The organism is Pseudoxanthomonas sp. LjRoot143 (genome assembly GCF_964252945.1).
GTDB lineage: Bacteria > Pseudomonadota > Gammaproteobacteria > Xanthomonadales > Xanthomonadaceae > Pseudoxanthomonas_A.
The window spans coordinates 1,807,284-1,830,522 of the sequence record NZ_CAXUPM020000001.1; the positions used below are offsets into that span (position 1 = coordinate 1,807,284).

At 67.0% G+C, this 23,239-nt stretch carries 25 protein-coding genes; 6 read left to right on the forward strand and 19 right to left on the reverse strand.

The window, feature by feature from the left end; genetic code table 11:
* Window position 1: 1 nt before the first annotated feature.
* The 16 genes from ACSQ1W_RS08470 to ACSQ1W_RS08545 form a co-directional block, all read right to left on the reverse strand.
* The gene (locus tag ACSQ1W_RS08470; RefSeq protein ID WP_436042856.1) at window positions 2-496 is read right to left on the reverse strand and encodes a hypothetical protein; all 495 of its coding nucleotides are present in this window, start codon (window positions 494-496) and stop codon (window positions 2-4) included.
* A complete protein-coding gene (locus ACSQ1W_RS08475; protein ID WP_436042858.1) occupies window positions 493-903 on the reverse strand; it encodes a hypothetical protein in 411 nt (136 codons plus the stop codon). The genes ACSQ1W_RS08470 and ACSQ1W_RS08475 overlap by 4 nt, the downstream gene beginning before the upstream one ends.
* Entirely contained in the window at window positions 903-1,349 is a 447-nt protein-coding gene (locus ACSQ1W_RS08480; RefSeq protein WP_436042860.1) for a hypothetical protein, read from the reverse strand. The genes ACSQ1W_RS08475 and ACSQ1W_RS08480 overlap by 1 nt, the downstream gene beginning before the upstream one ends.
* Window positions 1,350-1,392: 43 nt before the next feature.
* The gene (locus ACSQ1W_RS08485; protein WP_436042862.1) at window positions 1,393-2,499 is read right to left on the reverse strand and encodes a hypothetical protein; all 1,107 of its coding nucleotides are present in this window, start codon (window positions 2,497-2,499) and stop codon (window positions 1,393-1,395) included.
* 13 nt (window positions 2,500-2,512) lie between these two features.
* Window positions 2,513-2,857 (reverse strand): DUF2190 family protein, encoded by a 345-nt coding sequence (locus tag ACSQ1W_RS08490; protein WP_436042863.1) that lies wholly within the window; start codon window positions 2,855-2,857, stop codon window positions 2,513-2,515.
* Window positions 2,858-2,872: 15 nt separating this feature from the next.
* Complete coding sequence (locus tag ACSQ1W_RS08495) at window positions 2,873-3,955, reverse strand: hypothetical protein (protein ID WP_436042865.1); 1,083 nt, start codon at window positions 3,953-3,955, stop codon at window positions 2,873-2,875.
* The gene (locus ACSQ1W_RS08500; RefSeq protein ID WP_436042866.1) at window positions 3,952-4,335 is read right to left on the reverse strand and encodes a hypothetical protein; all 384 of its coding nucleotides are present in this window, start codon (window positions 4,333-4,335) and stop codon (window positions 3,952-3,954) included. The genes ACSQ1W_RS08495 and ACSQ1W_RS08500 overlap by 4 nt, the downstream gene beginning before the upstream one ends.
* Window positions 4,336-4,435: 100 nt before the next feature.
* A complete protein-coding gene (locus tag ACSQ1W_RS08505; RefSeq protein WP_436042868.1) occupies window positions 4,436-6,571 on the reverse strand; it encodes a minor capsid protein in 2,136 nt (711 codons plus the stop codon).
* 261 nt (window positions 6,572-6,832) lie between these two features.
* Complete coding sequence (locus ACSQ1W_RS08510; RefSeq protein WP_436042870.1) at window positions 6,833-8,710, reverse strand: hypothetical protein; 1,878 nt, start codon at window positions 8,708-8,710, stop codon at window positions 6,833-6,835.
* Window positions 8,710-9,435 carry a hypothetical protein gene (locus tag ACSQ1W_RS08515; RefSeq protein ID WP_436042872.1) on the reverse strand — a complete coding sequence of 242 codons (726 nt, stop codon included), beginning with the start codon at window positions 9,433-9,435 and terminating at the stop codon, window positions 8,710-8,712. Before ACSQ1W_RS08515 ends, ACSQ1W_RS08510 begins: the two co-directional genes overlap by 1 nt.
* 14 nt (window positions 9,436-9,449) lie before the next feature.
* Entirely contained in the window at window positions 9,450-9,839 is a 390-nt protein-coding gene (locus tag ACSQ1W_RS08520; RefSeq protein ID WP_435998530.1) for a hypothetical protein, read from the reverse strand.
* Window positions 9,832-10,971 (reverse strand): tyrosine-type recombinase/integrase, encoded by a 1,140-nt coding sequence (locus ACSQ1W_RS08525; RefSeq protein ID WP_436042873.1) that lies wholly within the window; start codon window positions 10,969-10,971, stop codon window positions 9,832-9,834. Before ACSQ1W_RS08525 ends, ACSQ1W_RS08520 begins: the two co-directional genes overlap by 8 nt.
* A gap of 337 nt (window positions 10,972-11,308) precedes the next feature.
* Window positions 11,309-12,250 (reverse strand): hypothetical protein, encoded by a 942-nt coding sequence (locus ACSQ1W_RS08530; RefSeq protein WP_436042875.1) that lies wholly within the window; start codon window positions 12,248-12,250, stop codon window positions 11,309-11,311.
* Window positions 12,247-12,759: a hypothetical protein gene (locus tag ACSQ1W_RS08535; RefSeq protein WP_436042876.1), complete on the reverse strand. Its 513-nt coding sequence runs from the start codon at window positions 12,757-12,759 to the stop codon at window positions 12,247-12,249. The genes ACSQ1W_RS08530 and ACSQ1W_RS08535 overlap by 4 nt, the downstream gene beginning before the upstream one ends.
* The gene (locus ACSQ1W_RS08540; RefSeq protein ID WP_436042877.1) at window positions 12,756-13,721 is read right to left on the reverse strand and encodes a DNA adenine methylase; all 966 of its coding nucleotides are present in this window, start codon (window positions 13,719-13,721) and stop codon (window positions 12,756-12,758) included. The genes ACSQ1W_RS08535 and ACSQ1W_RS08540 overlap by 4 nt, the downstream gene beginning before the upstream one ends.
* Before the next feature lie 91 nt (window positions 13,722-13,812).
* The gene (locus ACSQ1W_RS08545) at window positions 13,813-14,817 is read right to left on the reverse strand and encodes a glucokinase (RefSeq protein ID WP_436042879.1); all 1,005 of its coding nucleotides are present in this window, start codon (window positions 14,815-14,817) and stop codon (window positions 13,813-13,815) included.
* 157 nt (window positions 14,818-14,974) lie between these two features.
* On the opposite strand from ACSQ1W_RS08545, the gene ACSQ1W_RS08550 reads away from it, so the two are divergent.
* The 6 genes from ACSQ1W_RS08550 (at window position 14,975) to ACSQ1W_RS08575 (ending at window position 21,613) form a co-directional block, all read left to right on the forward strand.
* Window positions 14,975-15,385, forward strand: a complete 411-nt coding sequence (locus ACSQ1W_RS08550; protein ID WP_436042880.1) for a CopL family metal-binding regulatory protein — start codon at window positions 14,975-14,977, stop codon at window positions 15,383-15,385.
* A 119-nt stretch (window positions 15,386-15,504) separates the two neighbouring features.
* Window positions 15,505-17,307, forward strand: coding sequence for a copper resistance system multicopper oxidase (locus ACSQ1W_RS08555; protein WP_436042881.1), 1,803 nt, complete (start codon window positions 15,505-15,507; stop codon window positions 17,305-17,307).
* Window positions 17,304-18,227 carry a copper resistance protein B gene (locus ACSQ1W_RS08560; RefSeq protein WP_436042883.1) on the forward strand — a complete coding sequence of 308 codons (924 nt, stop codon included), beginning with the start codon at window positions 17,304-17,306 and terminating at the stop codon, window positions 18,225-18,227. Before ACSQ1W_RS08555 ends, ACSQ1W_RS08560 begins: the two co-directional genes overlap by 4 nt.
* A gap of 11 nt (window positions 18,228-18,238) precedes the next feature.
* Window positions 18,239-18,748, forward strand: a complete 510-nt coding sequence (locus ACSQ1W_RS08565) for a DUF411 domain-containing protein (RefSeq protein ID WP_436042885.1) — start codon at window positions 18,239-18,241, stop codon at window positions 18,746-18,748.
* A gap of 91 nt (window positions 18,749-18,839) precedes the next feature.
* On the forward strand, window positions 18,840-19,235 hold the full coding sequence (locus ACSQ1W_RS08570; protein WP_436042887.1) for a heavy metal-responsive transcriptional regulator: 396 nt from the start codon (window positions 18,840-18,842) through the stop codon (window positions 19,233-19,235).
* Window positions 19,232-21,613: a heavy metal translocating P-type ATPase gene (locus ACSQ1W_RS08575; RefSeq protein ID WP_436042889.1), complete on the forward strand. Its 2,382-nt coding sequence runs from the start codon at window positions 19,232-19,234 to the stop codon at window positions 21,611-21,613. The genes ACSQ1W_RS08570 and ACSQ1W_RS08575 overlap by 4 nt, the downstream gene beginning before the upstream one ends.
* Before the next feature lie 49 nt (window positions 21,614-21,662).
* Here ACSQ1W_RS08575 and ACSQ1W_RS08580 read toward each other — a convergent pair whose 3' ends face one another.
* From ACSQ1W_RS08580 to ACSQ1W_RS08590, 3 genes are all read right to left on the reverse strand, one after another.
* On the reverse strand, window positions 21,663-22,103 hold the full coding sequence (locus ACSQ1W_RS08580) for an excinuclease ATPase subunit (RefSeq protein ID WP_225589121.1): 441 nt from the start codon (window positions 22,101-22,103) through the stop codon (window positions 21,663-21,665).
* 104 nt (window positions 22,104-22,207) lie between these two features.
* Window positions 22,208-22,747, reverse strand: coding sequence for a hypothetical protein (locus ACSQ1W_RS08585; protein ID WP_436042891.1), 540 nt, complete (start codon window positions 22,745-22,747; stop codon window positions 22,208-22,210).
* On the reverse strand, window positions 22,744-23,196 hold the full coding sequence (locus ACSQ1W_RS08590) for a hypothetical protein (RefSeq protein ID WP_436042893.1): 453 nt from the start codon (window positions 23,194-23,196) through the stop codon (window positions 22,744-22,746). Before ACSQ1W_RS08590 ends, ACSQ1W_RS08585 begins: the two co-directional genes overlap by 4 nt.
* Window positions 23,197-23,239: the final 43 nt, after the last annotated feature.

A 23,239-nucleotide genomic window follows, 5' to 3' on the forward strand; every position in this document is an offset into this window, starting at 1 on the left:
GTCACTCGCGGTGGATGACCCCATGCACGCGCACCACCAGGGTGACGGCATGCAGGGGGTGGTTGTAGTTGCGGTCGGTCACCACGTCGGCCACGTAGGCCATGTCGCAGGTGTCGTCCAGGGACGGGTTGCGCAGCAACAGCTGCACCAGCGCCGGCGCGATCGCGTCCGTCTGGTCCACGCTGGTGTCGAACGCCTGCTGGTGCCACACCAGCGTCAGCAGCAGGTCGGCTACCCACTCCTGCTGGTGGCTGTTGATGGTCAGGCCCATGGCATCGCCATCGGCCGACGCCGGCACGGGCTGCTGGTCGCCGGCATCCTGCACCCAGCACGGCAGGTGTTCGGCGCCGATCTGGTCGAAGCGGCGGTTTCCCTTCAGGCACTTGGGCGTTACGGCGGCGCCGTTGGCGGCCAGCCCCAGCGCCTGCATGGCGGTGATGAACTGCGGGTCCCCCGACATAAGGGCCTGCAGCGCCTGGCGGGCGGCGGCGATCATGCGCTATCCCCCAGCACCTTGTCGGCGATGGCCAGCGCGGCGTCGACGTCCAGATCCTTTTCCATGGCGTCGTCGAAATACGGCCGCGCCGGGATGACCTTGGCATGCGGGTTGCCGTACGGCCTGAAGCCGTCGTGCAGACTGCGCGCGTATACGTTGGCGTTGAACACGATGGCCGACCGGTCGCTCAGTTCGATGGCGAAGCCGCGTGCGTGCGTGCCGGTCCGGCGCGGGATGGGGTACGCGCCGGGCGCTGCCGACTTCGCCCCGGTGGACCGCTTCACGGCGGCGCGCTGCAACTGGATGGCCAGGCTGCGCATCAGCGCACGCGCGGCCGCGCGGCTGTTGCGCGCCGTGCCGTCCAACAGCTTGACCGTATCGCTGGCGTCGACGACGGTACGAAACATCAGGCGCCCCCCGCCGCGTAAGGGCCGGTTTCCACGTGCGCCAGTGCAGCGCCGGTGCCGGCTGCGGTGATGCCCAGGGCCAGCGCCATGTGGTCGTCCGCGCATTCGAAGGCGCGATTGGCTTGCCGTTCGTACGCTTCGCGGTTGGCGTGCACCAGGTTCTCGCGCGACGCCATCGCGTTGCTGTCGACGAAGGCGGCGCGGCGCTTCCACAGGTGACCCGACACCCAGCACAGTTCGGCGGCGCGCAGACGTTCGTGCGTGGCGCTGTCGGCCGGCACCACCGAATAGCCGGCGCCGAAGCGACCGATGGCCCACTGCTCTGCCCGCGCGATCAGGCGGGACAGGTAACCTGCAGATTCCGCTTCCCAATCCGCAGGCGTGCCGAACTGCTCGGCGCGGAAGCCGGCGTCGGTGATGTCCTGGATCTTGACCTTGGCCGCCATGCGTACCGATGGCCCGGGCTACCCCGGGCCATCGCTTCTCCGGTCAGGCCAGCGCCACGCGGGCGATCTGGTCGGCGTCGCCGACGATGGCGTTGTACTGGCCCTTGCCGTACCAGTCTTCGGCCGACGCCGCGGGCTCGCGCTTGCTTTCCACGGTCAGCGGCTTCCAGTCGGCGCGCTTGTTCTTGCGGCCCGGCAGCACCACGTAGTAGTTGGCGTCGTTGGCCGGCACCTTCGTGGTGACGATCACGTTGCGGACGCTGAACGCGATCGGCTGCTTCTGCGTGCCGAAGGCGATCATGGGGCTGCCGCGCGTCGCGTCGAGGAACGCCAGCACGTAGCCGACATTCTCCGGGCTGACCAGGATGTCCACCTGCGGATTGCTGCCCAGGGCGTAACCCTTGGCCTGGCACTTGCGCAGGATGCCCGCCACCGCCTTGTTGAAGGTGGTGGCCGCATCGGTGGCGAACGCCACGTTGATGCCGGCGCCCTGCCCGGTGATCAGGCCATAGTGGCGGCTGGCCTTCTGGTCGTAGTACGTCGAAACGAACTCGTTGACCGCCTCTTCCACGTGGTAGTACTTGCTGAACTGCAGCCACTCATCCAGCAGGCTGAAGCCCTCCACGTAGCTCAGATACGGCACCGACACCTTGGCTTCGGTGATCTCGCGGCGCGGCTTGATGATGCCGCCGGGCTTCTGCTGGGACCAGGTGAACCCCATGCTGGCGTTCATCAGCTCGAAGTGGTCCTGGTTGGACCCCAGCAGGCCGGGCACGTCGTCGAACAGCACCTGATAGCCCAGGTCCATATCGCGCACGTTGTCCTGGAAGAACTGCACCACGCTGCCGGTGACCTGCTGCAGCACGGGGTTGTCGCCCGGCGTGGCCCACTTCGCACCCACCACGGGGGTGGCGCGGTCCGACTGCAGGAACGCCTTGACGCGGGCGTCGTCCAGACCCTTGCCGTCTTCCACGCCCGCGATGCGCGACATGGGGTTCAGCGATGCCTTGGCCACTTCGGCCGGCGACATGCACGCCAGCATGATGGGCGCGTACAGCAGCGCGGCTTTCAGGCTGTTGAACAGCGCGGTGCGCTGTGCGCCTTCGTTGCCCTTGGCCTGCAGGGCCGCGTAATCGATGTTCAGTTTCATGTCGGCGTGGCCCTTAGAAGCTCTGGAAGAGGAACAGCGGGGTGACGGTGTCGGCCGCCAGCGCCGGAGCGAGGGCGTAGCCGCAGGCCGTGTTGCCCGATGCGGTGGTGGTGAAGCGCTTGTTGGTGTTGTCCCAGTAGATCGCCTGGCCCACCGCCCACGCCTCGCCCGTGGCCTTCGGTGCGCCCGAAACCTCCGAGTCGTAGATGTGTTCGTTGCTGGCCGCAGCGTCCGCGGAGTTCATCGGAATGAACACGCGGGCGTTGTGCACATGCGGCACCTTGGCGACGGTGGCGCCCGTGGCAGCGAACTGCAGGCCACGGATCTGGTTGGACGGGCTGCGCAGCTGAAGACCCATGGTCGTGCTCTCCGGTCAGGCGGTGAACGCGGCGGCGAACACCGGCGGGGCACCCTTCGTGCCTTCGTCGGTGGTGCGCTCCGGCGCGGGGGGATCGTTGGGGGCGATGCGGCCACCCTTGGCGGCGCTCGCCTGCACGGCGTCGGCCCGCTTCTGCAGCGAGGCCAGCGGCTGGCCGGCGTAGATCGCCTTGGCGGCCGCCACCGATTCTTCGTCGTCGCCACACAGGCCGGCCGCGCGCTCGCCCTTGACGATGGTGTCGATCAGGCTGTCGCGGTGCGCCTTGCCCGCATCGACCAGCGCCGCCAGGTCGCCCGGCTTGTCGATCAGGTGCGCGTTGTCGCCCAGCGCTTCGCGCGCCTTCGTGACGACGCTGTGCGACGGCTCGGCGGCCTTGAACTTGTTTTCGAAATCGGCGGCGCGCGTGTTGGCCGCGTCCAGTTCCTGCTGGGTGGGCATGTCGGTTTCCTCGGTACGTGATGCGCCCTTGATGGCGCGGGCGCCGGGTTGCGCACCCAGCCAGACCAGCGAGCCTTCCAGCGCTTCGCCGGGGGAAGTCAGACGGCGGGCCTGCATTTCGCGGCCCGCTTCGTCACGGAAGTAGTCGCCACGCTTGGCGGTGAAGCCGATGGACACGTCCGACACGATGCCGGCGTCTGCCTTCAGCAGCAGATCCTTGTTGCCCTCGGTGCGCACCATGTAGGCGCTCGCCATCAGGATGGTGGCGGTGGTGACGCCGGGCGGCCACGTCAGGTCCGGCTGGCGCAGCAGCGTGCGCGCCTCGGCGTGACTCATGGTCTGCAGTTCGGCGTGGAAAAACCGCCCTTCGCCGGGACCGGAATCACCATCCCAGCCTGACGGGTGCTTGATGAAAAGCCCCTTGCCCGGCAACGTGCGGGCGAAGTCGGCCAGCAGCGAGTCATCGAATGCCTCGTCGTCGCGGTCGATGGCGTTGTGCGCCAGGGCGAACGTGCGCACGTACAGCTGTTCCGGCGGCAGGTCCGCCAGCATGTACGGGCGGATGGCGGCCAGCTGGTCGGCGGTCGGATCACCGGCCGCCTTGATGCACAGCGTCAGCGATTTGTGCAGGCCGCTCACTTGGTCTTCGGCGCCTTCACCGGCTTGGTGGTCGCCGACTGCGGCTTCAGGTGGGCGTTGCGCCACGAAGCCTGTTCGATGTCCAGCGGGCCGGCGTAGTCCTCGCGCTGCCAGGCGGGCACTTCGTCGGACGTTGCCGGCGCAGCTTCAGCCTGGGCGGTCTGCGACGGACTCGGATCGCGGTTCGCTTCGGCGGCCGCGGCTTCCAGCTTGGCCACCTGTTCGTCGATGGCTTCCAGCGCGTCCTTGCGGTTGGCTTCCTTCGCTTCCAGTTCGCGCAGTGCGGCCAGGTCGGCCAGCGTCAGGCCCGTCAGGCGTTCGGAGAATTCCGGAATCGGCAGATTCTGGATCTCGGCGAGCTCTTCGGGTTTCTTGTCCACGGCTTCACTCCGCAATGGCCCCATGCGGGGCCGGTGGATTGCTTGTGCGGGTGAAGGTTGGGAGACGTGCCGATGCGCCGTCTCCCCCGTTGGTTAACGGTCAGGCGTTCGGAACGATGGCGCAGCGGCAGTTCGGGTGCGAGTCGCGCACCGGCACCGGCGCCTTGTCCAGCGTGTACGGCCCAGCCGCGGCCAATTCACGACAGATGGTCGACACGGCTTCGTCCTCCGCGGTGCTGTAGTCCACCAGCGTGATGCCCTGTTGCTCGTACAGCGCCAGCGAACCATCAGACTGCGCCATGGCAATTTCGCTGCGCGCCAGCCGTTCCCAGTTGTAGTCGCCCCCATCGAAGCGGCGCTGCAACTCGCGGGCAACGTTCACAGGGTTCTGTCCGTCGAACTCGCCGGACGCCAGGGCCGCGACGATGCGGGACTGGTACTGCCGCGCGAAGCCGTCACGCACCAGCTGCAGTCCGGTCTGCGTCAGCGAGTCGCGCACGCGATCCCTCAGTCGCGCGATCGCGGCCTGCACCACCGGGTCATCCATCAACGCTTTGGCGCCTTTCGCGCTGTCCAGGTCGTCGGCGCCATTGCGCACACCGCGATCCCACGCGCCAAGCTGCGCTTCCAGCAACGCCTTCGCCATCGCCGGCACGCGCGCATTGCCCTGCGCCAGCAGCATGGCTTCCGTCCCGGGCGCCAGTTCGAACGCCTCGCCATCCGGCGTATCCAGGCCCAACGTGCGCAGGGCATCAGCGGCCAGTGCGTGCCACTGGCGTTTCAGCGCGCTGGACGCTGTGGCTTCCAGCGCGGGCAGCGCCGGGTCGTTGCGTGCCCATGGCTCGCCCTCCGTGGTGTCGTCGGACTTAGTGCGCGCCTTGCCGGTGCGCGAACTGCGCGGCGTGCGCAGGTTGTTGTCGATGCCGCGGCGTAGCTCGGCAGGGTCCACCTGGCCGCTCTCGCCCAGCATCAGGGCCGTCTGGGCCCGCAGGAAGCCGGCCTGCGCGCGCTTCTGCTCGTCCATCAGGTTGGGCAGGCGCTGCACCAGATCCCAGTCGCCGGGCTTCCACGTGCGGCCGCGCGCGCGCAGCATGGCTTCGATGGGACGGCGCAGCTGCGGCTTGCGCACCGCGAAGCGTGTTTCCGATTCCTGCAGCACCACGACGGACTGTTGTTCGCCGATGCCGGCGGCCTGCGACCAGGTGATGCCCAGCATCCAGGGCGGCAGGCCGAACCCGGCCACGATTTGTTCCAGCATGCTGCGGGCAGGCGCTTCGATTTCCAGCACTTCGCCAGCGCCGCCGATCACCTCGACCTTGATTTCGTCGTCGCGCGCGGCCGCCGTGGCCAGGTCCATGCTGTTGCCACGCTTCTTGGCCAGCATGGCCTTGCCCAGGTTATCGGCAATGGTGTTGGCGCGCTTCTGCGCTTCCGTGGCATCCACCTTGGCGTTCTTCGTGCCGTAGTGGACGTGATAGCTGGGGTCGCCGAAGCGCTCCCATGCGCGACCTGTGGCGTTCTGCATCTTCAGCAGGATCTGCGCCACGAACGGGATGCTGCGCAGAATGCTGGTGCCGTAGGGGTTATCGGCTTCCGGCTTGTTCAACGCGAACACCAGCTGGCGCGCATCAAGTTCCACGAAGCCCAGCGTGCGCAGTCCCGACAGCACGTCATGCCGAACGCTGCCGCGCAGGATCTGTTCCACCTGGCCAAGCCCATCGGGGCGGCGATCGCTATCCGGGTCCGGTGCGCGGTAGAACGTGCGCAGTGCGCCTTCGTGGCGCACGAAGCACACGCCCTTGCTGTCCGCCACGCGCAGGCCGATCACCTCGCGGCCGCGGCCGTCGTAGATGAACTCGCCGATGCCGACACCCTGTTCGTAGTGTTCGTCGCCCTGCGACCGGTAGAACGCCTGGTATCCCGTTTCCAGGTCGTTGACGGGCACGTTGTTCATCCACTGCTCGATTTCCTGCACCAGCTTATCGTTGGCACCCTCCACCGTGATAATGCCGTCCATCGTGGTCAGCCGGCTGATGCCGCCGTCCAGGATCGGGATCGCCTCGCGTAGCGCTTCCAGCAGGTACGGGTTGCGGGACCGGGGCTGCCACTTGCCCATGATGTCCTGCCACACGCCCATCCCCTCGCCTTCGCGCAGCGACGCCGCGATGCCGCCATTGGTGGCCGCCTTGCGGCGGGCGGACCACGGCCATTCCGGCCACAGATTCATGATGCGCATGGTGTCTTCCAGTCGGTGTTCCCGGTCAGCGGGAACGTGGTGATGATGGTTTCCGGCGGCGTGCACACGAACCTGCGCCGGCTTTCGAAACCAGGTAATACCGCCCACCGCCGCGCGTACGCTTTCGCGTGTCGTCCGACAGCTGATTGGCAAGTTTTCGCCGTGTCGCTTTTCCAGGTCGGCGCGACGTGGTGAACTCGGCCACCATGTCGCGACCGGGGAACCTCTCTTCCCACCGCTTGCGGGCGTGGTCTGTCACGATCATGCGGCACGCTCGATTGCACCCGATGCGAACAGGTCGTGCCCCAGACCTTCATCGATCAATGCACGCAGCTTGCGCAGCATCTGCTGGCGCCTGGCGTCGGGCACGTGGTCGTCTTTCTTGCTGTAGATCGGCCACTTGGCGCCCTCGCGCGCAGTCTGCGTGGCCATGGCGTTCAACGCATCGTTGTCGTACGGCAGCGCGTAGCCGCCGGCCTGCAGGCGGGCGCTGATGCACTGCGTGGCCCAGTGCTTGGCGGGGGCCACCAGCGTGCGCCGCTCGCCGGTACGCTGGTCGTCGTCTTCCAGCGCCTCGCCGTCTTCGCCGATGCACTCGACGTTCTGCTGGAAGTGGAACCCAACCATGCGGCCGTCGAACATGGCGTCCAGGAATCGGTCGACGGTGCACAGGTCTTTCACCACCACCGTGCCCGCACTGCCAAGGTCGACACCCCAGAACGGCAGGTGGTTGAACAGGCTGTCCAGCACGAAGATCAGGTCTTCCTGCAGGTGATACGGAAACCCCTGCAGCTTGATGCGGACACAGTCCCGCATGACGGGCCCCACCTCTTCGCTGACGATCAGTTCCGTGGGGTCGTTGCGCTCGCCCAAGTCACCGCCAGCCCAGAAAGAGCCGTGCGCAGTGAACGGGATGTGTGGGCGCAGGATGTCCGCCATGGCTGCCCGGCGGCTTGCGTCCGTACCGCGCAGGATGGGGGCCAGGTCGATGGCGTCGTCGCGCAGGGTGTCGTACGTGCCCACCTTGCGCCCATCGCTTACCGACAGCTTCACGCCCATAACCTCGATGGACAGCGTGTCGGCCTCCGCATCGGCGTGCAGCTTGATCACGCGATAGTCCGGCAGATCCACCACGTTGGGCATCAGACTGCCCCATGGCCACACGGGGTTCTCTGCCTGGCCGTGTTCGCCCAGCACGTTGCGCTGGAAGCCCGGCGTATTCCGACCACCGAAGCGGCGGACCATTTCGGCGTCACGCTCGGCGGACCAGAACGGCGCAGGCTTCATCGTCTGCTGCCAGCGGAACAGGCGGTAACCCGATTTGCCGACCGGCAGGTCAGGTACGGCGGTCTGCGTGAGCCGGAAAAACTCGCTGGCGCGGTCGCCGTCCGGCACCGAATAGACGCGGGCCCGGCAGCCCGGTTTCAGCGCACGCCAGAACTCGCTGAAGATCACTTTGGACTTGACCTTGGCGCCTTCGTCGAACAGGCCGAAGGCGTTGACGTGCACGCCGCGGAACGCTTCGCCGTCATGACCGCCGGGGCGGTAGTACGTGCGCGCAATGCTCGGCTTGTCCGGTCGCACCGGATTGGGTGCGAGGAACCGGTGCATGGTGTGGGGCGTGCGCTTGGGCTTCAGCCAGAAGTGCTGGATAAGGGTTTTCTGGCCGGCGCCGTCAGCCACGCCGAACTGCTCTTCCAGCGCCAGGATGATTTCGTCCAGGTGCGTCTGCTGGGGCGCCGCGATCAGCGACCACGGGTTCGGAACGCGACCGCCCATCGCGGTGCAGCCCGCCCACGCCGTCAGCGCGATGATCTCGCGCGTCTTGCCGCACTCGGCGCCGTCCTGGTGGATCACGTCCTGCATCCATGCCCGCATGCTGGGGCGCTGGTAGTCCCAGAAGCGATACGGATCACCGCTGTCCGGTTCGAACAGGAACGTTTCCGCCCAGCGCAGCGGATCTTCGAACGTGAAGACCACCAGCGCTTCGTCGACGGTGATGCCGTAGTCGCCGCGTTCAAGCGCTCTCCATGCCCAGCCGCGTTCGGCCATCCATGCATCGAACTCGTCGGCGTCGTAGACGCCGCGGTCCAGCATCTGCGCCTGAAGGATGCCGACGTTGACGGGTTTGACCGCCATCAGCCACCACCTGGTGGCAGCGCCTTTGCGCCCTTCGCTGCCGCAGCGCGCTGGAAGATGCCGCCCAGCACGGTTTGCATGGCGTCGGTGGCCTCTTCCTGCACCTTGGCCTTGGCCTTCGCCTGCGGCGTGACCAGCAGTTCCGGCAGGCTGATGCCCAGCGTTTCCAGCGTCTTGATCATCATCGGGTAGCCCGGATTGGCGACGTACTTGCCGATGACCGGATCGCCCTTGGCGTCGTAGATCACCTTGCCTTCGTCGGTCACCATCGGGATGCCGATCACCAGACCCTGCGTGGAAACCGTCGACCGCAGTTCGTGCAGCATCTGCAGCGCGGCGGATACTTCCGCCGCCATCAGTCCGTGCATGCCATCCATGCTGCCGGACTGCAACGCATCGATGATGGCGGTGAACGCCTGCACATAAACCTGCTTGTCCAGACAGCTGCCGCCTGCCTTCGTTTGGCCTTCATCCACCAGCGAACACGGATACTTCGGGCACGTCGTCTGGCACGGCTTGCCGGTGGCCCCCAGCAGCGACTGCAGCCCGCTGTCGAAGTGCGACACGTGGATGGCGCTGTTCAAACCGTGCTTCCACGCGTTGCGGCTGGAACGCGCCTTGCCCTCCATGGTGCGCGGGCCGGTGCTTTTCTTCGCGGCATCGCGCCGCTGCTGCAACTGGGCAGCGGTCAGGGGCTTGCGTTCGCGGATGATGGATTTGCTCACGGGATGGGTTCGTATCACGCCGCGCCCCCTCGCGTCTCCCGCCCGAGTTTCCGCCGCAGCACCTTGTGCACGTACGGCGCGGAGACTCCCAGCAGCCTGGCAATCTCCGCCTGCGGCCACGGGTCGGATTCGCGCGACGCCATGTTGACGATCAGCGCATCACGCTCCGCGGTCCACAACCGCTGGAAGAACTTGACGCGCTTGCACACGCTGACTTCGCCGCCGCCCATCTCGTCCAGCAGCACCAGGAAGGCGCGCAGGCCGGCGTCTTCACCCACCACGGCCATCATGCGGCGTGCCAGGTCCAGCCATTCGTTTTCCACGGCGCCGGCTTGCGCCACCAACCGGCGTTCGAACTCGGTAGCCCGTTCGCCGGCATCACTGAATCGGATTTCGTCAATCACTCGACAGTTCCCCTGCTGCCAGGCGCGCCCACATGGGTGTGCCTGTTGGTTTGGTCCCCAGCACGCGGTGCTGGCGCGCTGAACTCAGGCGCGTGCGTCGCGCGCGCTCCGACACGGCGAGATACCCGCGCGTCGTTTCGATGCTTTCGTGGCCCATCAGGGCACGGATGGTTTCGATATCCGCGCCGTCGTCGTACAGCTGCGTGGCAAACGTCACGCGGAAGCGATGGATGCCCCAGTCGCGCAGCTTCGCCGCCTTCGCGTGCTTGCCGACCATCGCTTCGAAGCTGCGCAGCGCAAGCGCGTGCCCCTGCGTGGGCCCAGTCAACGCGACGAACACCGCATCGCGGTCGATGTCGAACGGCAACCCGTCGCGCGCGGCCAGCCATTCGTGCAGCGCGGTGACCACCGGCCCTTCGAACGGCACTTCGCGTTCCTTGGCGCCCTTACCCTCGATCCGCACCACGCCGCGAGCGGCGCTCAATTCCAGGTGCGCCAGCTTCAGGCTGGCCAACTCTTCGCGCCGCAGACCTGTGGTCAGCAGCAGCAGCGTGGCGCAGCGGTCCCGTACCGACCGCAGCGGGTTGGCGCTGGCGATCGCGGCGAACAGGCCGCGCAGCTGGTCGTCGGTGTACTTCTTCGCCGGCTTGGGCTTGACCTTGGGGCCCTGCAGGTCGGCGGCGGCGTTCGCCTTCGCCAAGCCGCAGGCGCGACGCCAGTCGAAAAAGTTGCGTAGCGCCTGCACTTGCTGTGCACGCCACGTATTTCCGTTTTTGCATTCCACGGCCAGCCAGCGCTGCCAGCGGTTCAGGTCTTCCAGCGTGGCCTGGGTGAAGTCGATCCCGTTGCCGGCCGCCCACGCCAGGAAGCGGCCGGCGGTTCGACCGTAGGACTGCCCCGTGGTCGCCGGACGCGACCCGCAGTCGATGGTCAGGTGGACCAGCCACAACCACAGTTCGGCCAGGCTGCGCGGCGGCAGGCCGCGCCGCTCCACTCGCCGCATGACCTCGGCGAAGCGTGGTTCGCTCGCCAGCAGCCATGCACGGTGCGCGGGCAACTCGCGGCCATTGGGGAGCCCTGCCAGCGCTTCGGCGACGCCATCGGGCAGCGGCGCGATGTCCGGCGCGCTCACGCGTCACCGCCGGGGGTCGTCGCCCTTGGGAACCCTTCCCATTTTTCGAGGCGGCAGTAGTTGAGCCGACCCCCTCGGCGGGCCCGTGGAACAAAGGGGGGGTGCCCCCCCTGCTGCGGTGCCGCGTAGCGCCCCGGTCCGGACACCACGCCAGACCCCTTACAGATCAATGACTTACGTTCGCCGCTCGCCGGTCTGTTCCAAAGCCCGTGGAACGTTCCACGGCGAGCCGGTCCAGCGGTTCCGCCTACTGCCACAAGGGATGCAGCCAGCCCGTGCGGATGTTCCACGCCAAGGGTAACAACAGTGTTTGCGCGCAATGATTGGGAAGGGAAGATCACGAAGCAGCCCCCAGCGCGGCCTTCGGCTGCAGTTCGCGCCACCGCGCCAGCAGCGGCGCCGCGCGTTCGGTGTAGTCGTCGGCACTAAGCATCCCCGTGTGGTCACGGTGATGGCGCAGGTCGATCAGCTTGGCGTCGATCTCGCGGAGTTCGTCCGCTCGCGCCCTGGCCTCAGGGTCAACCGCGGCAATTGCCGGTGCACCTGGTACCTCGCTGGCCTGCTGTTGCTTGTCCAGCTGTCGACCGATCGCGGTACGCGCGATGTAGGCCACCGACTTGCCCTGCTTCTCGCGGGCGACGTTGGCGATCTGCTCCGGTGTTACCCCTGCCGCCTTCGCTTCCAGCAGTTCGGGAACGAACGCCCCGCATTCGCTGTACCCCGCTACTCCACGAAGCGCGCGCGCCAGGTCGTCTGCCCCACCCTGGGATCTATCCTCTCGCAGAGATTTATCTATACCTGAAGATGCAGAAGCAAAAGCAGAAGCAGGGCCGTCACCTTGCCGGTCACCCACCCGACCGGTTGGTGACCGGCTGGGTTGGTTGGTTTCGGTGAAGCGAGTCGTGGCGCCACGCTGCGTTCGCCGCCACTCATCGCGGACAAAACGCGCGGAAAACCAACAACTTCCGCCGTCTGCCTTCACCAGAATCACGGACGGAAGATCACGCCCCGCATGCCTCGGCGTGTGCACGAAGTCGGTATCGAAACGGTCGCTGCCTTTCAGCACGCTTTTTGTCGCCAATTCGCGCGCATAACGCAGCGGAACGTTCGCGGCCGATGCCAGTTCGGCCAGGGGCCAGCGCAGCACCCCGTATTCGTCGGACTGGTGCAGCACGGCCAGGATGCGCACCCACGCGCCCTGGGCGGCGAGCGAACAGCGCCCCAGCGCCATGTCGCCCACCCATTCCTTCCAGTAAAGCTGTGTTGCGGGTGCCTTCATGCCGACACCATCCTGGCCACCATCACCCTGGCGTGGCGCAGCACCGCTGCCGGGTTCGGCAGCCGCAGCGTCTGGATGTAGTCGTGGTCGGGAACATCGGCCCCGTTGCCCGCGGGGTTCAGCACCACGTCCATGCCGTCACCGAACACCAGGTCTTCCAGGTATTCCCACGCGGTGCGTTCGTCCCATTCCGGGGTTTCGTAGCCGCTCGACCAGCCCACAAGGGGTGTGCCGTCCCAGCAGGTGTCGGGCTCCGAAAGCTTCACGTACGGATAGCGTAATCCTGCCCGCCTGCTCGGCTCGGTCAGGATGTCGGTCTGTCGGAACAGATCCCGGTGGGCCGATTCGCAGCGATCCCAGTGCTTGCGATCAAAGCCGGAGGACTGCACGCAGCCTTCGCCTCGACTTGCTGGGTAGTGATCGAGGGTGCCCATGTACGGGCACTTTTCCAGCTGTAGCAGTAGTGGTGCTGCGCGCTTCGACAGCTTTTTCAGGATGCGCAGGTTCATGCCGCCCCCCCAGTGATCAGCTGCTTCTGCTGCGGAAGGCGGCGCGCCTGGTCGGCTGCTGGGTTTAGCCATAGGCACTCGACGCGTGGCCTGGCCCCGTCTGCCAGCGCAGGCCTATCGATGCGTCGCCAGTCGCGGAACAGGTGGTCGTAGAGCGGTGACGGGTAGCCCGACAGGACAACCATGCCGGCCAGGCCATGCAGAAATTCGGCCAACTCGACGTGTTCTTCGTCGGCCAATTCGTACTTGTAGGACTTCCGTGGATCGGTGTGCTTCACCTTCGTGCTTCGGGTGCTGTGCACGTACGGCGGATCCACGTAATGAAGCGCAGTTGGCCTGTCGTGGTGGGCGATAACCGTCTTTGCGTCCCGGTTTTCGATCACCACGCCCTGCAGCCTGGCGGTAATCGCCGTCAGTGCGTCGGGATAGTTTCGCCAGTCCATAGCCGGCGACGTGCCCGACCTTGAAGACGTGGACCTGAAGCCGCTTCGCTCGCCGCAGGCCGCATCGGAACTAAAGCCTTGGAAGGCGCGCACGATGGTCCGCCGGGCCCACTCCAACGGTTCGTCCGTGGGTTGGTAGGACAGGTCGAACTCTTCCCGGCTGAATGGCGTAAGTTCCAGTGCCCGCCGCAGTTCGGCGCCGCGTTCGCGGGCAACCCGGAACACATTGACCACTTCGCCGTCTAGGTCGTTGTAGACCTCAGCATGCGATCGGTGCTTGCGCAACAAGACCGACGCCGCACCGCCGAAGGCTTCGGTGTAAGTGTGGTGTGCTGGCAGGTGGTCAATGATCCACGGCGCGAGCATCCACTTGCCGCCGTGGTAGCGGACGATTGGGCGCAAAGCGTCCGATGAAACCGGGGCTTCGTGCGTGCCAGGAACGCTCCGGCTATCGTCGCCGGCAGTGCAAGGATGGGCGCGTTCTGGCCCATCGTTGTATGGTTGGGAAGCTGGGTTCACCGATGTTTCCTGTATCGGTAAACCGCTGAAGATTCAGATGGTTAGCGCGTAAGCTAATGCCTATTATGTACAAGACAGCATGCAGGGCAGATCAGATCCCAGCGCGGTTCTGCCGATACCAGGCCACCGCGCCCGCCAGGCCCAGCTGCCCATGCTCCACCCGCCACACCGGCACCCGTTCCAACTGCTCGGTCATCACGCCCTTGTTGAGGTAACGCTGCAGGAAGCGCCCGTCGTGCAGGAACTGGGGAATGTGCGCGGTCACGCCGCCGGCGAGATAGACGACCCGCGCACCGAAGATGATCGCCAGGTCGCCGACGACGCTGCCCAGCCAACCAGAGAACGTCTGCAGCGTTTCCTTCGCAAGATCATCCGCATCCGCGGCGGCCACGAGCGCGCCGGCATCCCCGTGCACAGGCGTCTCGCCCCGAAGTTCGCACAGGCACCGGTATAGGTTCATCAGGCCAGGACCAGACAGCACATGCTCGTTATGCAGGTACGGGCGGTCCTTCAGCAATCGGCGGACGATATCCAGCTCCAGGGCGTTGCCGGCAGCCAGCGAGGCCTGGCCGACTTCCGTCGGCAGCACGCGCGGCGGCTGGCCCTCGATCCAGACAGCGGCGCCGAGCCCGGTGCCCGGACCGATCACCAGGGCCGGTGACGACGTACCAGAGCCGGTCGCTGGCGTAAGCGGCGACAGCGTGTCCGGCGACAGCGTGGGAACCGCATTGGCCACGGCCTCGAAATCGTTGATGAGCCGTACCCAGGCCAGTCCTGCACCGGCACGCGTCTGTTCCACCGAGACGGCCCATGGCAGGTTGGAATTGATCAGGCGATCGCCTTCCAGCACGCCCGCGATCGCCACGACCGCACCATGGCACGGGGTGCCCGCTGCATAGTCGTGCAGGATGGAAGCGAGATCAGGGTGTTCCGCGCATGCGTAGCGCCGGTAGTCGCGAATCTCGTTGCTGCCGTCGGCCTCGATCCAGCCCAGCCGTGCATACGTGCCGCCCACGTCCGCCACGATGATGCGGGTGGAAATGGAATCCTTCTGGGAGGAATCGGTCGGGACGCCCGCCGGCACCTTGCTCGTCATTACCGTGCCCGCCATGCGATCGCTACGTTGTCCGGAGTCTTCAATAACGCGGCAAGGATATCGCGTCGCCACGTCCCTGGGCAGCGTGGACGATCGTCTCGCCGCCGCGGAATCCCTACGCCGCGGTACGTCCGGCGGCATGGCGTATGATGGCGGCATGTCCCGCGTCGCTGCCCTGCTCCGTGCCCTGCTCTGCCTTGCGCTGCTGCTCAACGGCACGGCGTATGCGCATGCCGCCACGCGCATGGCGATGGGCGACATGGCCGCGGCCGCACAATCCGGCCACGACGACATGCCGCCATGCCACGAGAACATGGACATGGGCATGGCGATGGGCCACGCGGGTGCATCCACGGCCGACCATCATGACGATGACGCGGGCCTGCCCGAGTGTTGCAAGGCCGGTAACTGCGACGGGTTCTGTGCCCAGCATGCGCCCGCGCTGACCTGGCTGGCTCCGCTGGGAGCACCGCGGTATCCGTCAGCCGATGCACCGGTCTACCGTGCCGATGTCCATGCCTCCGTGCGCCTGTCGCACCGTCACCGACCTCCCATCCTGGCGGCCTGACGCCGCCACGTTGCGGCTTGCCGCAGGACCGGACAGCGCCTGACGCGCCCCGGTCCCACGACCACGCCGGACTACACCGACAGCGGTCGGTCGTACCGTCGATGCACAGGATGGTTCGAATGAAACACGATGACTCCACACCGGGGCGCCTGGGAGCGTTCCGGCCTACGCGCCGCCAGTTCGTTACCGGCCTTGCGACCGGCGGCGTCGCACTCGGCTTCGGCCTTGCCCGCATGCCCGCCTCCGCCGGGATCCCCGCACGACGCGGCGGTGCCGCGCTGGTGGCCGGCACCGACTTCGCACTGAGCATCGGCGCGATGCCGGTGAACATTACCGGCCGCACGCGGCCCGCGATCACGGTCAACAACAGCCTGCCCGCCCCCACGCTGCGCTGGCGGGAAGGCGACACCGTCACCGTCCGGGTCACCAACCGGCTGCACGACATGACCTCGATCCACTGGCACGGCATCCTGCTGCCATCGAACATGGATGGCGTGCCGGGCCTGAGCTTCAACGGCATCGCACCGGGCGAGACGTTCCAGTACCGCTTCCAGCTGAAGCAGTCGGGCACCTACTGGTACCACAGCCACTCGATGTTCCAGGAGCAGGCCGGCCTGTACGGCGCGCTGATCATCGATCCGCGCGAACCGGCGCCGTACCACTACGACCGCGAACATGTCGTGCTGCTGTCGGACTGGACCGACCTCGATCCGGCGGCACTGTACCGGCGGACGAAGAAGATGCCGGAGCACGACAACTACTACCAGCGCACGCTGGTGGACTTCGTGCGCGATGCGCGCCGCGACGGACTGGCGAAGACCATCGAGGACCGCGGCCTGTGGGGGCGCATGCGGATGACGCCCACCGACATCTCCGACATCAACGCGCACACCTACACCTACCTGGTGAACGGCGCGGCGCCGGACGGCAACTGGACCGGGCTGTTCAAGCTGGGCGAAAAGGTGCTGCTGCGCTTCATCAACGGCAGTGCGATGACCTATTTCGACGTGCGTATCCCCGGTCTGAAGATGACCGTCGTCGCTGCCGACGGACAGTACATCCACCCGGTCAGCGTCGACGAGTTCCGTATCGCCGTGGCGGAGACATTCGACGTGATCGTCGAACCGGTGGGCCAGGACGCCTTCACCCTCTTCGCGCAGGACATGGGCCGCACCGGCTATGCGCGCGGCACGCTGGCCGTGCGCGACGGGCTGGAAGCACCGATTCCCGCACGCGATCCGCGTCCACTGCTGACGATGGCCGACATGGGCCACGACATGGGAAGCCATGGCACCCACAAGGGCATGGAAGGGGGATGCGGCGCGATGATGGGCGAAGGCGGCTGTGGCGCGAACATGGCTGCGATGGACCACGGCGCGCATGCATCGGCATCGGGCGCACCGAACCATCCCGCCAGCGAGACCGGCAATCCGCTGGTCGACATGCAGTCGTCCGCCAGTGAACCCAAGCTCGACGATCCCGGCATCGGGCTGCGCGACAACGGCCGCCAGGTGCTGACCTATGGCGCGATGCGCAGCCTGTTCGACGATCCCGATGGTCGCGAACCCTCGCGGACCGTCGAACTGCACCTGACCGGGCACATGGAAAAGTTCGCCTGGTCGTTCGACGGCATTCCATTCGCCAGCGCCGAACCGCTGAAACTGAAGTACGGCGAGCGCATGCGCATCGTGCTGGTCAACGACACGATGATGCAGCATCCGATCCATCTGCACGGCGTGTGGAGCGACCTGGAAAATGCCGACGGCGATTTCCATCTGCGCAAGCACACCATCGACATGCCGCCCGGCACACGGCGCAGCTATCGGGTGCGTGCCGACGCGCTAGGACGCTGGGCCTTCCATTGCCATCTGCTGTACCACATGGAAGCCGGGATGATGCGGGAAGTGAGGATCGAGGCATGAAGACCCTCTCCCCTGCCCCGCTCATTCTCGCCGGCGCGCTTGCCTCCGCGCTCGGTGTGGCTGCGCCTGCCTTCGCGCAGCATCACGATCATGCGCAGCACACGACCGACGACGCGACAACGCAGGCCTCGCCGACGCAGGACGAACACGCGCAGCACGACCATGGCGCGATGTCGCATGCAGCACCGGCGGCCATCGCGACGTCCCCGCGCGAGCCGATCCCCGCCATCACTGCGGACGATCTGGCGGCGGCGTTCCCGGCCATCGACCACCACGCCATGCAGCACGCACCGGCGTTCAACCACAAGGTGACCTTCAACCGGCTGGAAGCCTGGGACGCCGACGAAGGCACCGGCCAGGCCTGGGAAGGCATCGCCTGGTTCGGCACCGACACCGATCGCCTGTGGCTGCGCAGCGAAGGCGAACGCATCGGCGGCCATACCGAAAGCGCGGACCTGGAAGTGCTGTATGGCCGCAGCGTTTCGCCCTGGTGGGACGTGGTGGCGGGTGTCCGCCACGACTTCAAGCCCGGCGATGCGCGTACCTGGGCTGCCGTCGGCGTGCAGGGCATGGCGCCCTACCGGTTCGAAGTTGCGGCGACCGCGTACATCGGCGAAGACGGCCAGGTCGCCGCCAACGTCGAGGCCGAGTACACGTTGCGCATCACCAACCGTTTGGTCCTGCAGCCGCTGGTGGAGGTGGACATCGCGGCGAAGGACGATCTGGACTACGGCATCGGGCGTGGTGTCTCCGGCATCGAAGCGGGGTTGCGGCTCCGCTACGAAATCCGCCGTCGCTTCGCCCCGTATGTGGGCGTGGTGCACGAACGCGTCTTTGGCGATACCGCCGACCATCGACGCGCCGATGGCGAATCCCCCCGCGACACCCGCTTCGTGGCGGGCGTCAGGCTCTGGTTCTGATGGAGGCCACCATGCGATATCGCACTCCCCTGCTCCGCGGCGCATCGATCGCGCTGCTCGCAGTCGCCAGTGCCTGTACGCAGGCGATACCGTCGCCGGTGAGCACGGCCGTCGCTGCATCGCCGCCGCCCGCGGAAACCCTGCCGCGCATCACCGTGCACCGGGATGCGTACTGCGGTTGCTGCCACCTGTGGGTGGAACACCTGCGCAAGGAGGGCTTCGAGGTGGACGACCGCGTCGAGGACGACATGGGCCGGGTGAAGCAGCGCCTGGGCATCGCGCCGGCGCATGCGTCCTGCCACACCGCCGAGGTCGGCGGCTACGTGGTGGAGGGCCATGTGCCGGCATCCGACATCCGCCGGCTCCTGAGGGAACGCCCACGCCTCCACGGCCTCGTCCTGCCCGGCATGCCGATGGGCTCCCCGGGCATGGAGGTCGAGGGCGTCGACGCCGAGGCGTACACGGTGCTCGCCGTCGGTCATGACGGCACCACGTCCACCTACGCGCGGCACAGGCCGTGAGCAGCCAGGGGCGGCCGGGACGCCGCCCCCGAGGCTTGACTCTGGAGTGTGCTCCAGGGTGCAGACTGCAGGCACTTCGAGGAGTCCCCGCATGAACATCGGACAGTTGTCCCGCCGCACCGGCGTGCCCATCGATACGGTGCGCTACTACGAGAAACAGGCCCTGCTGCCGGCGCCCGTGCGCAGCGCGTCCGGCTACCGCCATTACGAGGATGGCGACGTGCTGCGGCTCACCTTCATCCGCCGCGCCAAGACGCTCGGTTTCACGCTGGAAGAGATCCGCGACCTGCTGGCGTTGAGCCAGGCGCACGATGGCGACATGTCCGCCATCCGCGCGGCGGCGGCCAGCAAGCTGGCCGATGTGGAGCATCGCCTGGCGGAACTGACGCGCGTGCGTGACGGCCTACGCACGCTGGTCGAGGCGTGCCCGGGACACGGCGCCCTGGGCCAGTGCCCCATCCTGTCCGCGCTGGGCGGTGATGCATGAGCGGTCCTTCGCACTCCCCTGCCCATGCCGGTGCCGTACCGGCGAAGTCCGCCTGCTGCGGTGGTCACAAGGACTCGCTGCCCGCCGGTACTCCACAGGCCATCGATCCGGTCTGCGGCATGCAGGTGGACGCGGCCGCGACGCCGCACCACGCCGACCACGCGGGCGCGCGTTTCCATTTCTGCTCCGCCGGCTGCCGCACGAAATTCATCGCGGACCCGTCCCGCTACCTGCATCCCACGGGGACGGACGAGGCACCTGCACTCCCAGGCGCGCAGTACACCTGTCCGATGCATCCGGAGATCGTGCAGGACGGTCCCGGCATCTGCCCGCTCTGCGGCATGGCGCTGGAACCGATGCTGCCCTCGCTGGACGAAGGCGAGAATCCGGAACTCACGGATTTCCGTCGCCGCTTCTGGTGGACGCTGCCTTTCAGCATGGCCACGCTGGTGCTGGCCATGGGCGGCATGTACCTCACCGTCATCCCGCCCACCGTACGGACCTGGCTGGAGTTCGTGCTCAGCACGCCCGTGGTGCTGTGGGCCGCGTGGCCGTTCTTCCAGCGCTGGGCGCAGTCGATCCGGCACCGCAGTCCCAACATGTGGACGCTGATCGGCACCGGCGTCGCGGCCGCGTACGGCTACAGCGTGGTCTCGGTGCTGACGCCGCAGCTGTTCCCGCCTTCGTTCCGCGAACATGGCCAGGTGGGCGTCTATTTCGAGGCGGCTGCGGTGATCGTCTCGCTGACCCTGCTCGGCCAGTTGCTGGAGTTGAAGGCGCGCGCGCAGACCTCGGCCGCCATCCGTGCGCTGCTTGGGCTGGTCCCGAAGACCGCGCGCCGGCTGCGCGAAGACGGCAGCGAGGAAGACATCGACCTGTCGCACGTCCATGTCGGCGACCGTCTGCGTGTCCGGCCGGGCGAGAAGGTACCGGTGGATGGCGTGGTGCTGGAAGGCCGCAGCCACGTGGACGAGTCGATGCTGACCGGCGAACCGATGCCGGTGGAGCGCACGCCCGGCGACCCGGTCATCGGCGCCACGCTCAATGGCAGCGGCAGCCTGGTGATGCGCGCGGAGAAGATCGGCAGCGACAGCGTGCTCGCGCAGATCGTGCATCTGGTGGCGCAGGCGCAGCGCTCACGCGCACCGATGCAGCGACTGGCCGACCGGGTGTCGTTCTGGTTCGTGCTGGCGGTGCTGGCCGCAGCACTGGCGACGCTGCTGGGCTGGGGCCTGTTCGGGCCCTCGCCGTCGTGGACGCATGCCGTGCTGAGCGCTGTGTCCGTGCTGATCATCGCGTGCCCCTGCGCGCTGGGGTTGGCCACGCCGATGTCGGTGATGGTGGCCAGCGGCCGCGCTGCGCAGGCGGGCGTGCTGTTCCGCGACGCCGAAGCCATCGAGACGTTGCGCAAGGTCGACACGCTGATCGTCGACAAGACCGGCACGCTGACGGAGGGGCGTCCAGCCTTCCATTCGGTGCACGCATCCTCGCCGTTCGACGGGGACCAGGTGCTGCAGCTGGCGGCGAGCCTCGATGCCGGCAGCGAGCATCCGTTGGCGCAGGCGGTCGTGCAGGAGGCACGCCGCCGCGGTCTGTCGCTGTCGACGGCCGAGGATTTCGAGTCCGGCAGCGGCATCGGTGTGCGTGGGCGCGTCGAGGGTCACCGCCTCGCCTTCGGCAACGCCACGCTGATGCGGGAAGAAAGTGTGTCCACGGACGCGCTGCAGGCGCATGCGGAGCGCCTGCGCGCGGAAGGCGGCAGCGTGATGTTCCTGTCGGTGGACGGCATCCTTGCCGGTTGCGTGGCCGTAGCGGACCCGATCAAGGCCAGCACGCCGGAAGCGCTGCGCACGCTTCGCAGGCACGGCCTCCGCATCATCATGGCGACCGGCGACGGTGAGCGCACGGCACGTGCCATCGCCGCGCGACTCGGCATCGAGGAGGTTCACGGCGATGTCCGACCGGCCGACAAGGCCGCACTGGTGGCGCGCCTGAAGCAGGAGGGGCGGCAGGTCGCGATGGCCGGTGACGGTATCAACGATGCTCCTGCGCTCGCGGCGGCCGATGTCGGCATCGCCATGGGAACGGGCACCGACGTGGCCATGTCCAGCGCCCAGGTGACGCTGGTGAAAGGCGACCTGCGCGGCATCGCGCGTGCCAAGGCCTTGTCCGAAGCGACCGTGCGCAACATGCGGCAGAACCTGGCGTTCGCCTTCGCCTACAACGCCCTGGGCGTGCCGGTCGCCGCCGGTGTGCTGGGGCTGTTCGGCGGCCCGCTGATGTCGCCGATGCTGGCGGCCCTGGCGATGAGCCTCAGCTCCGCGTCGGTGGTCGGCAACGCGCTGCGCCTGCGGCATGCGCGGCTCGCCGATGGCTGAAAAGCACAGGGCCGCCCTGCGGTGGCCCTGTGTGGCAACGCATGCGACGTTACTTGATCTTGACGTACGTGGCCTTGAACGCGACGCCGCTCATGATGCCGCCCGCATGGCACTCGTAGTTGGTGGCACTGCGGAACTCCTTCTTCTTGAAGTAGCTGACGATATCGATGACCGCGTTGGCGCCGCGGTCCTTGGCGCCTTCCTGCAGTGCCTTGAGCGCCGACAGCGCCACCCAGCGGCAGGACTCGGCATCGGACTTGCCCACACCGTTGGTCTTCTTGTTGGTGACGTCTTCGCCGAAACGGGACACCACGGCCGGCGTCTTCTGGCCGGCAAGATAGAAGCGCACACTGCCATCGATGCCCGCCGCCTTGGCTTCGGGCGAGTTGATCAGCTCCTGCAGCGGCAGTTCGAGTCGGGTATCGGCCGCGAAAGCGGGCGTTGCCGCCAGCATCAGGCAGGTCAGTCCGGTGGTCAGAAGTCGTTTCAAGGTCTAGCTCCTGGGGGATGGGCGGCCGGGCCGCTGAAGAGTGAAGCTTGCCAACCGGGATGTTCGGGTGGCGTGGAGGGCCGCACGGGCGCCATAACAGGGTGTCACTGGATCGGCGGGACGTCCTCTTCGGGGCCGATTTCGATCCTGTTCTGTTCATCCGTGAACTGCACGCTGAAATTTCCGCGGCGTAGCCATGTTGCGATGTCGCCTGCCAACGCATCGCTGATCTTGCTCAGCGACGAACATCCGCCACGAAACAGCGTCATCGTCTGCCGATAAGGCTGGTACTGACCGACGAGCTTCCCGTCCTGGAACAACTCCGCGCGCACCGTTGCCCACTTGGGTCCGGAGAAGCCACCACCGTCCGCAGACCGCATGTGCATGATGCGAAGCCGCAGCGTCCGACCCGGCAGGTTTTGGAGTTCCTGATCGGTCAGCTCCACCAGACCCTTCGAGTACTCGACCAGATGGGAAGGAAGCTCCGCCGCCCAGTCGCACTCTTTCATGAACTCCGGCGAGCCGACGTAACCATCCCGAAGCGTGATGCGTGGGTTGGTGAAAATGACGTCGCCTGCGATCGCCGGCGTTGCGAATGCGATCAGGCACAGCGCGAACACGACCTGCAAGCGGGCGGCCATCACGGGCTGGCCGCCTCGGTAGCGGCGGCATCAGGCTGGTGAAACACGGGAGAGTTCTGGATGTCGAAGGCGAGATTGCGGATCCAGCGGTTGTAGTTGCCGTGGATCTCGGGCGTACCTCGCTTGACCTCGTAGTTCATCTCCTTGCTGGAGACGTACTCGATCTTGAAGCCATTGGCGTCGTAGCGCACCGCCACGATGACCTCGTGCGTGCGTGGCGCATAGCGCAGCGTGACCTTGCCGGGCTCGCTGTCGCTGACGGTCCAGCCGCGCGACTTGCCGGCGTGGATGATCGCGGCCTTGATGCGTGCGGCGGTGGGCGCGATGCCGTTGGTGGATTCCACTTTCTCGTACGCCGGGATCACCATCGGGTCCTGCTTGCCGGCGATGGCGGGCGCACAGGCAGCAGCCAGTACGGCCGCCAGCAACAATGAAACGGAACGCTTGCTCATCCTTCCCCCTGTTGTCGTGAAAACGCCGGTGCGGGCACCCCTG